Below are 12,883 nucleotides of genomic sequence, written 5' to 3'. Positions count from 1 at the left end.
TTTTATTTTATCCAATAAGTCATAGGGCTTGGGTATGCTTTGTCTTCTATCATATATTTAAAACCGATGGCAACACGAAGTATATACCAAACAGCGAGTATAACGTATAGTACTACTCCAATCATGATAAACGTAAATATAAAACATACAATCCACCCAAGAACCCCAAGGCAAAAAGTACGAAATAAAAACACGTAATGACTAATTGCAAAGTTATCGCCTTTATCTTTGTTAAGATATGCAAAAAATACCCCGATTAACGGCAATATCGGAGCTACGATCCCGCATAAATATAATATATATACCACTATTAAATTTTTCTTACCACTCTCGGTATATTCTTTAAGATGCTTGTCCATATTTTTACCTCTTTATGTCGTTCCCATGTGGCGTTGTTGCATGGCTATCTGAGCTGTCATTACGAGCAGCCGTAGGCTGCGTGGCAATCTCATAAAATAATAACAAACTCCCAAGATTACGTACGTACAATTGCTACGCAATTGCCTCGCAATGACGATACCAGCAAACTACCCCTTCAAACTCTCTACCACAAAATGCATAATACTGCCGTGCTTTATATAATTTATCTCATTATCCGTAAATATTTGCAATATTAAATCGATTGTTCTTATTGCACCGGTTTGTTTTTTTATCACGCATTTAACAGGATGATAAGAGCTTATATTCTCGCTTAAGCCTGTAATGTCAATAGTTTCTGAACCGTCTAACTTTAAATCTAATCTTGTATTATTGCCGGTAAAAGTTAGCGGTAAAATACCCATACCTACTAAATTTGAGCGATGTATTCGCTCAAAGCTCTCGGCAATCACTGCCTTTACACCAAGCAACCCAGGTCCTTTTGCTGCCCAGTCTCTAGATGAGCCGCTGCCATATTCTTTACCTGCAAAAATCACTACCGATACATCATGAGCTTTGTAGTCCATAGCTGCATCGTAGATAGTTTGCTGCGTGCCATTTAACTGGTTTATGGTAAACCCGCCTTCTACACCTTTACACATCTCATTTTTTATACGAATATTAGCAAATGTGCCACGCATCATTACTTCATGATTTCCTCTACGTGATCCGTAAGAGTTGAAATCTAGAGGCTCTATATGATGGTCCGTTAAATATTTAGCAGCAGGGCTGGTTTTACTAATACTACCTGCCGGCGAAATATGATCGGTAGTAATAGAATCACCGAGAATTGCTAGAATTTTTGCAGATTTTATATCTTGTATATTATTCTTGCTGCCTATATCCTTAAAATAAGGCGGATTATTAATATAGGTACTATTCTTATTCCAGTTATAAGTAGAACTATTAGTAACCTGTAAATCTTTCCACTCTTTCGTTCCGCTAAATATATCAGAATATTTTTCTATAAACATATAGGAATTAATTGAATTTGCAATAACTTCATCTATCTCTTCTTTGCTTGGCCAAAGATCTTTTAAATAAATATTTTCTCCTATGGGCATATTTGTTAGATCTATATTAAGAGTGCCGCTAAGTGCATATGCTACGACTAAAATAGGCGAGCCGAGATAGCTTGCTTTAGTAAGCGGATTAATGCGCCCTTCAAAATTCCTATTACCAGATAAAACAGAAACAACAACTAGCCCGTTTTTGTTAATAGTTTCCTCTATTTCTGGATTTAGAGGTCCGGAATTACCGATGCAAGTAGTGCAGCCATAACCTACTAGATTAAACCCTAATTCATCTAAATATTTATCAAGACCACTAAGCTTCAAATATTCCGTTACGACTTTTGAACCAGGAGCAAGAGAAGTTTTAACCCAAGGTTTTACCTTTAACCCGTGTTCTAGTGCTTTTTTAGCAAGAAGTGCTGCACCAATCATAACCGAAGGATTAGAAGTATTAGTACAGCTAGTAATTGCTGCAATTACCACATCGCCGTTACCAATTTCGTAATTCTGATTTGCTACGGCATATTTTTTATCAATGTCTTTATTGTCTAAAGCAAAATTCGGTAATTCATATTTAAAATTACTTGCTACATCATTTAAGTTTACTCGATCTTGCGGACGTTTTGGACCGGCAAGTGCACTATGTACCATAAATAAATCTAGCTCTAAAACCTCAGTATATTCTACCGCATGTTCAAAATCATACCAAAGATTCTGCTCGGTTGCGTATTGCTCTACTAATCTGATTTGCGTTTTTTCTCTACCTGTTAGCTCTAGATATTTTATAGTTTCTTGATCAATCGGAAAAAAACCGCAAGTAGCACCGTATTCAGGCGACATATTAGAAATAGTAGCACGATCGGCAATCTTTAGGTTTTTAAGACCCTCACCGAAAAACTCGACAAATTTACCTACTACTTTCTTTTTCCGCAACATCTCGGTAACGGTTAAAACTAAATCGGTTGCGGTAGCTATACCTGTTAATTTTCCTGTTAGTTTTACCCCAACTACCTCCGGCAGAATCATAGTAAGAGGTTGACCTAGCATGGCAGCTTCTGCCTCTATTCCACCGACCCCCCAACCAAGCACCGATAAACCGTTTACCATAGTTGTATGGCTATCCGTTCCAACTAAACTATCAGGATAAAGGGTGCCGTCTTTATGCCACACGACTTTTGCTAAATATTCTAAATTTACCTGATGACAAATACCCGTACCCGGCGGCACTACTTTAAAATTATTAAATGCTTGCTGCCCCCATTTAAGAAATGCATAACGCTCTATATTACGTTTCATTTCCATTTGAACATTTTTATTGAATGAATCCTTAGCTGCATAAGAATCAACGCTTACGGAATGGTCTATTACCAAATCAACAGGAATAAGCGGGTTAATTTTTAACGGATCACCTCCTATTTTCTTCATCGCATCACGCATAGCCGCCAAATCTACAATAGCAGGCACACCGGTAAAGTCCTGCATCAAAACTCTTGCCGGCATAAAATCTATTTCCGCATCAGATTTTTTAGTTTGTAGCCATTCTTTAAATACAAGTAAGCTTTGCTTTGAACCATTAGAACGTAATACATTCTCAAATAATACTCTTAAACTATATGGAAGCTTTTTTAAGGGAAGATCTATATCGCTTGCCGCTTTATTTATATCGTAAATTTTGTATGAAGTATTATCGACTGATAACTCTTGTATATATTCTGAATTATGTACTTTTGACATTTGTTTCTCACTTGATTATGTGGAATAAACATCGTCATTGCGAGCAGCCGTAGAACTGCGTGGCAATCTCAGGAAGTTTGACAAGATTGCCGCGTCGCTTCTCGCTCCTCGCAATGACGGAAAAAAGCCTTGCAATGACATTAAAATAACCTTATCCCAAAACGTAGATTTTTCAAACAAATTAATGTTGATCTGATAAAGTTTTTTGAAGATCGAGAAGCTTAGTTGCTATTTCTGCTTCACTTAAATTCGTAACGTTAATAGCCGTTTCCGTAGCTATATTAATATAATTTGCCGTTACTTCGGTTACACCGCCGGAAATAAGATAAGTGTTTTCGGATTTATGCATATCATCTATATAAACCTGCACTAAACCGGCTTTTAAACTCACAATCATCGGAACGTGACTTGGCAGCACTCCAAACATACCCTCCTCACCCGACATTGTTACCATTTTAGCTTGCTTTTCCAATGCAATACTTAAAGGAGTAATTATTTTGACTAGAATTGTTGCGTTCATAGAATAATATAGTAAAATTACTACGTCATTCCCGCCTACTCGGGAATGACATCAACGTCACTTCAACGTCTGCGCTTTCTCTATAGCCTCGTCTATAGTTCCGACCATATAAAAAGCAGCTTCCGGTAAATCATCGTATTTACCCTCTACAAGTCCTTTAAAGCCTGCGATAGTATCGGCTAGATTAACAAATTTGCCTGCAGCTCCGGTAAATACTTCAGCAACATGGAAAGGCTGCGATAAAAAACGCTGTATTTTTCTAGCACGTGCCACGGTTAGTTTATCTTCTTCGGATAGCTCATCCATACCTAAAATAGTGATAATATCCTGCAACGATTTATAAGTTTGTAAAACCTGCTGCACTTGTCTTGCTACACTATAATGTTCTTCACCGACAATCATCGGATCAAGTACCTGCGAATTACTATCTAACGGATCAACCGCCGGATAAATCCCAAACTCAGCTATCTGACGGCTAAGTACCGTTGTAGCATCTAAATGTGCAAAAGAAGTAGCAGGAGCAGGATCAGTCAAATCATCCGCCGGTACATATATAGCCTGCACGGAAGTTATTGAGCCGTACTTAGTAGAGGTGATACGCTCTTGTAGCTCACCCATATCGGTTGCAAGAGTAGGCTGATACCCTACCGCTGACGGAATCCTACCGAGTAACGCCGATACTTCAGAACCTGCTTGAGTAAAACGGAAAATATTATCTACAAAAAACAAAACATCCTGCCCTTCATTCATATCTCTAAAACTCTCTGCAATGGTCAGACCGCTTAACGCAACTCTTGCCCTTGCTCCCGGCGGCTCGTTCATTTGTCCATAAACTAAAGCTACTTTTGACTTTTCAGGCTCTGCAAGGTTAATAACACCCGAGTCAATCATTTCATGGTAAAGATCATTACCTTCTCTAGTTCTCTCACCAACTCCTGCAAATACCGTATAACCGCCGTGTGCTTTAGCTACGTTATTAATAAGCTCCATTATAAGCACGGTTTTACCGACTCCTGCACCACCGAATAGTCCTATTTTACCGCCTTTAGTATAAGGAGCAAGTAAATCAATAACTTTAATACCAGTTACTAATATATTACGCTCGGTTGACTGATTGGTAAAATCAGGAGCAGGCTTATATATAGAAGAAATATTTGAGCTTTTAATGTCTCCTTTACCATCAATCGGCTCACCTACAACATTCATAATACGCCCAAGCGTCTCAGTACCTACAGGAATACGAATAGGACTGCCTGTATCTATTACTTCTATGCCCCGCACTAACCCTTCCATAGAATCCATAGCAATACAACGCACTGTATCATCACCTATATGTTGTGCTACTTCCAGGACTATCCTTTGTTTATCGTTATAGCACTCTAGAGCATTTAAAATTTCCGGTACCTCACCGTTATTCGTAAATTTTACATCCACCACCGCTGAAATAATCTGAGTAATTTTTCCAATATTTTTTGTCATGATTTTTTCTTTTGTTAAAAAATATAATACAAATTAAACGAGTATATCTAAACCGCTTCTGAACCGGCTATAATCTCTATTAATTCCGTAGTAATAATAGCCTGTCTTGATCTATTTAGCTTTAAAACTAACTTGCTTATTAAATCATTAGCATTATTTGTTGCATTTTCCATAGCGGTCATTCTAGCTCCCTCCTCACTTGCTCTACTTTGTAGTAAAGCATAATTTATTTGGGAATTCACATATAAATTAATTAGATTAGAAATGAGACTTGCTCCCTCATATTCATAATTATAGTCAATTGATTTAGACTCGCCTACTATGTCACTCGTCGCTCTCCTATTATTTATAGGCTTCACTCCTCGTTCCTTGTATCCGAATCCGACTAAATTAACTATAGGATTATCTATCATAGAATCATCCTGATATTTTGCTACTGGTAAAATCTGTTGTCTAGTCATAATTTGAGTCATTGCGTTCTTAAATTTATTAAAATATATAACACAATTACTAACTTCTAGATTTTCTACTACCGACATAATTTTTTGTTTTACTTGTAGCATCAGATTTTCATCATGAATTTTGGGTAACTCAAAATAACTATCAATATAATTTACATATTGCCTTTTTAGTGCTTCGTAACCTTTTTTTCCAATAATGATAAGTTTTATTTGTTCGCCTTTATTTTCTAACTCTTTAATATCATTCTTAACTTGCTTAATTATACTGTAATTAAACGTTCCGCATAAACCACGCTGTGATGTCATAACTATCAATAAATTTGCTTTATTCGGCACGGTATTAAAAAATTTCTGCTCTTCTATAGATAACTCATATATATCAATTGATAATATAGCAGACATCATTTTACTAACAGCCTCAATATAAAAATTTGAATTGGTTATTTGACTCTTTATTTTTGCCATTTTAGAAGCTGATACTAGTTGCATTGCTTTAGTAATCTTTTGTGTAGATTTAACGCTTTTAATTCTAGTTCTTAACTGCTTTAAATTTGACATATTTATTTAGTATTTTTATGTCATTGCGAGGAACGAAGCTTTGTTGCAATCTCGTCAAATCTCCTGAGATTGCCACGCTCCTTTCAGTCACTCGCAATGACGATTTAGTATCCACACAAAAACAACATCATCTTATTTAACAAATTCCTTAACGAAATTTTCTAAAAATGCTTTCAGTTTCTGCTCGGTTTCTTCGGTTATACGTTGCTCGTTTTTTATTGATTCCAAAATATCTTTTTTATTTAACCTTATCTCCGTAAGCATTTTATCTTCAAATTCTTTTACTTTCTGAAGCGGGACATCATTTAAATATTTCTTAGTTCCGACATAAATACTTACTATTTGTTCTTCTACCGGAAAAGGATGATATTGAGCTTGTTTTAATATCTCAACTAATCTTTTACCGTGATCGATTTGTGCTTTAGTGGCAGGGTCTAAATCTGATCCAAATTGCGAGAAAGACTCAAGCTCTCTAAATTGAGCAAGCTCTAGCTTTACCGAACCTGCTACCTGCTTCATAGCCTTTATTTGTGCTGCAGAACCAACACGACTTACCGAAATACCGACATTAACGGCAGGTCTTACGCCTTTATAAAATAGCTCACTTTCTAAGAAAATTTGACCGTCGGTAATCGAAATAACATTTGTTGGGATATATGCGGATACGTCACCTGCCTGCGTTTCGATTATAGGAAGAGCAGTAAGTGAACCGCTGCCTTTTTCCTCTGACATTTTAGCAGCACGCTCAAGCAACCTTGAATGCAGGTAGAACACGTCGCCGGGATAGGCTTCTCGCCCGGGAGGTCTTCTAAGTAATAATGAGATTTGTCTATATGCAACGGCATGCTTACTTAAATCATCATAAATAATAAGTACGTGCATACCGTTATCACGAAAATATTCGCCCATACTACAGGCAGAATAAGGGGCAATGAATTGAAGAGCTGCAGCTTCCGAAGCAGTAGCCGAAACAATAAGTGTATAGTCTATGGCTCCGGCATCTTCTAGTTTTTTTACTATTTGTGCAACACTTGATCTTTTCTGCCCAATAGCTACATAAATACAATAAATTTTATCACTTTCATTAGTAAGTGAATGAGCTTGTTTTTGATTAATAATAGTATCAACGGCTATAGCCGTTTTTCCAGTTTGCCTATCACCGATTATTAACTCTCTTTGTCCTCTACCTATTGGGATTAACGAATCTATAGCCTTTATTCCGGTTTGTACGGGTTCACTCACGCTCGTTCTTTCTATTATCCCCGGAGCCTTCATCTCGATATGTCTGTACTCTTTACTTGCAATATCGCCTTTGCCGTCAATAGGATTACCTAGAGCATCAACAACACGACCAAGCAAAGCTTTTCCTACCGGTACTTCTAAAACTGCTTTAGTTCTTTTGACATTATCACCTTGCTGTACTTGGTTATCATCTCCCATAATTACAGCACCGATACTATCGTTTTCCAAGTTTAAAACAAGACCCTTAACACCGGATTTAAATTCTACTACTTCACCGGATTTTACATTAGCAAGACCGTAAATTTGGGCTATACCGTCACCGACGGTTATTACCTGCCCTACTTCCTCAAGTTCACTTAAGCAATTAATATTAGCTATTTCCTTTTGTAATATTTCAGCTACTTCAATAGGCTTTAGTTTCATGTGGTTTATGTCTCCTAATTTTCTTGTCATTGCGAACGAGCATTGCCTGTGTGGATACCGAGTCGTCATTGCGAGCAGCCGTAGGCCTCGTGGCAATCTTATAAAATATCCTGAGATTGCTTTGTCAATTACTTCATAATTTCCTCGCAATGACTATATAAATATCTATACAGCAATATTAACTGTCTTTAAAGCTTTCTTTATTTTCTCTAAACTACCTTTTATTGAGTAATCTTGCAACATACTATCATATTTAATCACAATACCGCCAATAATAGTATTATCTATATCAAATAATATTTCTGTTTTTTGATTTAATTCTTTTTCTATACGAGATTTAATCCACTCCTGCTCTTTAGGTTGTAATTTATTTGCAGAAATAACCTGAACTATCTTTATGTTTTTACTTTCATATAGTAAAGTATTATAAGCATCTACTATATTAGATAAAATAGCAATACGAGAATTTTTTACCAATAACAATAAAAAATTTTGTACTATTGTGCTAATTTTGATATTTTTTGCTAATGAATTGACTGCATTCATTTTGTCGTTCTTATTTACTATAGGAGAAAATAGGAACTCTCTAATATCAAAATTATCGGTAATTATACGGTTTATAGAAGTAATTTCTTCAAAGATCTTATCTTGTATATTATCAACCATAGCGTTATTTAATAATGCTACTGCATAATTCTTGATTAAATTACCTTTGTTCATTTTCTTAATCTATATCTCCGAAGTAAAATGAAACGTATATACGAAGATCAACTTCAACAAGAGCAAGGAGTCTATAAGGCAAGGAGCGGAGCATATACTTAATACGTGAGCACCACAGCTCTTATAAGACGACATAGCCAATTTTTGAAGTTCATCGAGTATTATATATGTATTGCCCTATCATAAGCAGAGAATACTGATTCATGCATCATTTCCGATAAAGTCGGATGCGGGAAGATAGTATTAATTAAATCCAACTCCGTTCCTTCTAAATTTTTTGAAATCACATATCCTTGTATTAATTCCGTAACTTCCGGACCTATCATATGAGCTCCAAGCAACTCACCCGTCTTAGCATCAAATATAGTTTTAATTAAGCCATCGCTATCACCGCTTACTAAAGCCTTACCGTTAGCTATAAAAGGAAATCTGCCTATTTTAAGTGCATAACCTAAGGTTGTTGCTGCTTCTTCAGTCAAACCAACGCTTGCTATTTGCGGCAAAGAATAAGTGCAACCAGGAATATTATGTTTATTAATAGTATGCGGTTTTAAGCCCGCTATGCTTTCCGCTGCAATAATACCTTCATGGCTTGCTTTATGAGCTAAACACGGCACTCCTGCTACATCGCCTATAGCATAAATTCCTGATGCCGCAGTTTGCATTAACCCGTTAGTAGTTATATAGCCGTTTTCTACTTTAATTTTTGTTTTCTCAAGACCTAAATTTTCCGTATTAGCGGTAATACCTACTGCCATAAGTAAAATTTCAGCTTGTAATTTGTGTGTTTTATCTGCTAACTCTAACTCAACTTCTATCTTATCTTTTGATTTTGTTTGCTTAATTAACTTAGCATTTGTAATAATTTTTATACCTTTCTTCTCAAAGTTCTTATGAGCGATTCCGCTAATTTCCATATCTTCAGCAGGCAATATTCTATTATGTGCCTCAATTACGGTAACATCCACACCAATACTATTATAAAACGAAGCGAATTCTATACCGATTGCACCTGAGCCGACAATAATCATAGATTTCGGCACATGCTGCGGTATCATAGCTTCTTTAGAAGTCCAAATTTGTTTACCGTCAGGCTTAAAGCCTTTTAAAACCCTAGATCTTGCGCCGGTAGCTATAATAATATTTCCTGCTTTTACTGTAGGTTTATCATTTATATTTATTACCTTATTTCCTGCAAGACTTGCTACTCCGTCTATCACAGTCACTTTGTTTTTTTTCAGTAGTAACTTAACACCGCCTGCAAGCTTATTTGAAATCTCTCTTGAGCGTTCGACTATTTTCTTAATGTTGATTTCAGCACCTTTAGCATCAATTCCATAATCTTTAGCATGTTTTATATATTCAAAAACCTCAGCAGATTTAAGCAGGGATTTAGTCGGTATACACCCCCAATTAAGACATACCCCACCCAAATGCTCTTTTTCTATTAATACAACTTTTTTCTTTAATTGTGCTGCTCTAATTGCTGCAACATATCCACCTGGACCACCGCCTATAACGGCTACATCATATTGTTCCATTTTATTTTTATTTTGTTAGTTTGTTATGCACATTAACGTCATTGCGAGGAAATGCACAGCATCGATGCAGCAATCTCAGGAATCATACACTATCTCCTGAGATTGCTATACTCCTTTCAGTCGCTTGCAATGACGACAATGGAAATGACACTAGAGTATACTACTCTTCAGCATCCATCTATTCTTTTCATGCACCTTAATTCGTCCAATAATCATATCGGCTGTACCCTCATCACCCTCTGCTTGTGCTACTTTGAGTCCCTTATATAATGTATCTCTAATAATATCTTGATCTTTTGTTAGACTTTTCAGCATTTCATTTGCCGTTGCGTTTAGATTTGCCTCATCTATAGATGCAAGTTTTATGAAATCTGATAATGCGGGAACTTTAGCATTTAAACTTCTTATTCTTTCAGCAAGCTCATCTAAACTTTCAGCTAAATCTTCATACTGCCCCTCAAATAATAAATGTAGACTTCTAAACTCTGCTCCTTCTACATTCTAATGATAATTTTGTGTTTTAAAATATAAAAGCATAGCTATCTGCTAAAATTTGTTCTAAAGCTTTTACTACTTGCATAATACCCTTAAATTTCTATGAACTTTTTGACTTTATAACATTTCTTTAGATACTTCAAGTGATATTGAAATTTATATAATTTCACCTAATTGCAATGATTATATATTAATTATTAATTATTGTTAATAATTTCTTGACTATCAAATAAGTACTGCTGATTATGCCCTTCAATTTTAAAAATCCAAAGGAATAGCAAAATGATACATCAATTAACTTCATTTTTAACCACTATGGCAAGAATTACTACAACAGCAAGAGCAACAATTGGAGATCAAGAATATAATATGCTTCAAACAGGATATAACGGAGAAAATTATTATATAGATCCTACTACAAAAAATTTAATTGTATCAAATTGTCCTAAAAACAATATGGCAGCGATGGAGTATAGCAAAAGAATTGAATTATTAAATAACGATATCATGAACCTAAGATTTAGAGGGTTTTTCAAAATAAAGAAAGCGTTAACTAACTATAGACGAGGCTATTATTACTGCAGTTAATGATAATGGAGACGATATACGCGATTATATATTAAAAAAAACAAGGTGATAATACTTTTATGTATGAGGAAGCATTGATGAAAATATGTCAAGAAAATTTTCGTTATTATTTTGATCCACAAAATTATACTAAAATTTAAAACCCTACTATTGAGTATATACTTAATACACTGCAACAACTAATAACCCTATTACTATAGGTTATAGTAAAGGATGCAAAATATTTGAGGTACTTAAAGGAAATAATTTGAATGGAATTTCTTCAGAAATAAAGGATTTAATATCTAACCCGATATCTAGCACTACTCAAGGTACTAACACAATAGAAAACTTATTAGAACTCATAACAAAAGACTTATCTGAAATAGCAGCTAATCCGATTAATAACACAATAACAAGCTCTACTGCCGAAATTTCTGAATCAATCTTTTCCGATAACACCGAAAGTTAGACTGAAACGGGAATAAATTTAATTAATAACACCGTAGCAAACCTTACTAATACTGCTTTCAATACAACTTACAACTCTCAAGAAAATATGTTTGATGAGAGTGATAACGATAATTCCTTGGTTGCTCAACATATAAGCATTGGCACAGCTGTAGTTGCCTCCATAGCTGTTATAATAGGTGTAGGGGTAACTTGGTATGTTAGAAATAAAAACGCAACAAACGCTAAATTAAAACAATATATTGATGAAATTGAAGCTGAAAAACTTGCTGCTGAAATTAATGAAGATGTTACTACTGAAAATAACACTCTACTTGATAATGATCATGCTGTGGTAGATATGACCGGAATCTCCTATGAAGAAGAAGGTACTTTAGTATAGATAACCTAGAGTATTGCTTTTTAATCAACAACCAATAGCAAATTCACTGTTGGTTGTTCCTCGAAAATAAAAATTGAGATTTATTTCAATTCTTGATTTATCAATTCTTTTATCTTTTCTTTCGCTGCTTCTTTAGAACGTTGCCCTGCATAAGAATCATAATTTTTATTATTTTCAATGAAATGTACAAAGAAAACTGTTCTGTCATTTTTTTGTAGCCAACCTATAAACCATCCGATTTTACGATCCTTTAACTTTACAGTTCTATCTTGGCTAAGTTTATTACCACTGCCTGTTTTACCGTAACGCTTCCAACAATCTACAAAATCTTCAATAAACAAAATATTTTTAGTCATTTCTTGGGCTTGAACACTTACAGGCAATTTATTCTCTGCCAGTTTCTGAAGAAAAGCTAATTGTTCTTACGGTGAAATTTCTAAAGAACTAGAAAGCCATGCATTAGTTAAACCGTTATTCCTTCCTTTATCTCCTCCTGAAATATCACGATTACCATAATCACATTATGTTACATAATCACGAAATTTTTCCATACCTACTTCTTTAGTAATAATCTGAGAATACCAAACACAGCTATTCTTCATCCAATCTTTAGGTGTTTGGGATTGTTTCCAAACTTCAAGATAGTCAGCATATCCTTCTTTAACAGGTAATTTGGGATGAGTTTCATCAATTAAAAACCCATCATCATAACCCATTAAACTTATAGCAATTTTAAATGTTGAGCATGGAGCATAACGAGACTCACAATTACCTTCTTGTTTTATAATTTTCATTAGCTAAAAAACAATCCGCTTGAATTATAAAAGTTATAGTAAGTGATATTAGGGCAGTGAGATATA

13 protein-coding genes and 1 pseudogene are annotated in these 12,883 nt (G+C 35.1%); 3 read left to right on the top strand and 11 right to left on the bottom strand.

Annotated features, from left to right (window positions below; genetic code table 11):
• Positions 1–2: 2 nt before the first annotated feature.
• The 9 genes and pseudogenes from ABVF33_RS00235 to ABVF33_RS00195 all read right to left on the bottom strand — a co-directional run bounded on the left by ABVF33_RS00235 (position 3) and on the right by ABVF33_RS00195 (position 10,688).
• A complete protein-coding gene (locus tag ABVF33_RS00235; protein WP_499705807.1) occupies positions 3–359 on the bottom strand; it encodes a DUF4870 family protein in 357 nt (118 codons plus the stop codon).
• Between the two features lie 168 nt (positions 360–527).
• Positions 528–3,164 carry an aconitate hydratase AcnA gene (acnA, locus tag ABVF33_RS00230; protein ID WP_499705806.1) on the bottom strand — a complete coding sequence of 879 codons (2,637 nt, stop codon included), beginning with the start codon at positions 3,162–3,164 and terminating at the stop codon, positions 528–530.
• 181 nt (positions 3,165–3,345) lie between these two features.
• A complete protein-coding gene (locus ABVF33_RS00225) occupies positions 3,346–3,684 on the bottom strand; it encodes a F0F1 ATP synthase subunit epsilon (protein ID WP_004997326.1) in 339 nt (112 codons plus the stop codon).
• A 57-nt stretch (positions 3,685–3,741) separates the two neighbouring features.
• The gene (gene atpD / locus ABVF33_RS00220) at positions 3,742–5,163 is read right to left on the bottom strand and encodes a F0F1 ATP synthase subunit beta (RefSeq protein ID WP_499705805.1); all 1,422 of its coding nucleotides are present in this window, start codon (positions 5,161–5,163) and stop codon (positions 3,742–3,744) included.
• A gap of 47 nt (positions 5,164–5,210) precedes the next feature.
• Entirely contained in the window at positions 5,211–6,182 is a 972-nt protein-coding gene (gene atpG / locus ABVF33_RS00215; protein WP_499705804.1) for an ATP synthase F1 subunit gamma, read from the bottom strand.
• A gap of 132 nt (positions 6,183–6,314) precedes the next feature.
• Entirely contained in the window at positions 6,315–7,847 is a 1,533-nt protein-coding gene (gene atpA / locus ABVF33_RS00210; RefSeq protein WP_499705803.1) for a F0F1 ATP synthase subunit alpha, read from the bottom strand.
• 165 nt (positions 7,848–8,012) lie between these two features.
• Positions 8,013–8,567 (bottom strand): ATP synthase F1 subunit delta, encoded by a 555-nt coding sequence (gene atpH, locus ABVF33_RS00205; protein ID WP_499705802.1) that lies wholly within the window; start codon positions 8,565–8,567, stop codon positions 8,013–8,015.
• A 161-nt stretch (positions 8,568–8,728) separates the two neighbouring features.
• Positions 8,729–10,108: a dihydrolipoyl dehydrogenase gene (gene lpdA, locus ABVF33_RS00200; RefSeq protein WP_499705801.1), complete on the bottom strand. Its 1,380-nt coding sequence runs from the start codon at positions 10,106–10,108 to the stop codon at positions 8,729–8,731.
• Between the two features lie 150 nt (positions 10,109–10,258).
• Positions 10,259–10,688 (bottom strand): annotated as a pseudogene (locus ABVF33_RS00195) (Dps family protein).
• Positions 10,689–10,885: 197 nt separating this feature from the next.
• Between ABVF33_RS00195 and ABVF33_RS00190 the strand changes: the two are divergent.
• From ABVF33_RS00190 to ABVF33_RS00180, 3 genes are all read left to right on the top strand, one after another.
• Positions 10,886–11,191 carry a hypothetical protein gene (locus ABVF33_RS00190; protein WP_499705800.1) on the top strand — a complete coding sequence of 102 codons (306 nt, stop codon included), beginning with the start codon at positions 10,886–10,888 and terminating at the stop codon, positions 11,189–11,191.
• Positions 11,192–11,438: 247 nt separating this feature from the next.
• Positions 11,439–11,642 (top strand): hypothetical protein, encoded by a 204-nt coding sequence (locus tag ABVF33_RS00185; RefSeq protein WP_016728372.1) that lies wholly within the window; start codon positions 11,439–11,441, stop codon positions 11,640–11,642.
• Between the two features lie 87 nt (positions 11,643–11,729).
• The gene (locus tag ABVF33_RS00180; RefSeq protein WP_499705799.1) at positions 11,730–12,023 is read left to right on the top strand and encodes a hypothetical protein; all 294 of its coding nucleotides are present in this window, start codon (positions 11,730–11,732) and stop codon (positions 12,021–12,023) included.
• Between the two features lie 80 nt (positions 12,024–12,103).
• On the opposite strand, the gene ABVF33_RS00175 is transcribed toward ABVF33_RS00180, so the two are convergent.
• Together ABVF33_RS00175 and ABVF33_RS00170 are read right to left on the bottom strand one after the other, a co-directional pair.
• The gene (locus ABVF33_RS00175) at positions 12,104–12,379 is read right to left on the bottom strand and encodes a penicillin-binding transpeptidase domain-containing protein (protein WP_499705798.1); all 276 of its coding nucleotides are present in this window, start codon (positions 12,377–12,379) and stop codon (positions 12,104–12,106) included.
• Between the two features lie 165 nt (positions 12,380–12,544).
• Positions 12,545–12,817 carry a penicillin-binding transpeptidase domain-containing protein gene (locus tag ABVF33_RS00170; protein WP_499705797.1) on the bottom strand — a complete coding sequence of 91 codons (273 nt, stop codon included), beginning with the start codon at positions 12,815–12,817 and terminating at the stop codon, positions 12,545–12,547.
• Between the last annotated feature and the right edge of the window lie 66 nt (positions 12,818–12,883).

It is taken from the genome of Candidatus Rickettsia barbarica (assembly GCF_041477405.1).
In the GTDB taxonomy this organism is placed as follows: domain Bacteria; phylum Pseudomonadota; class Alphaproteobacteria; order Rickettsiales; family Rickettsiaceae; genus Rickettsia; species Rickettsia rickettsii.
This window is presented reverse-complemented; position numbering and strand designations above follow the sequence as displayed.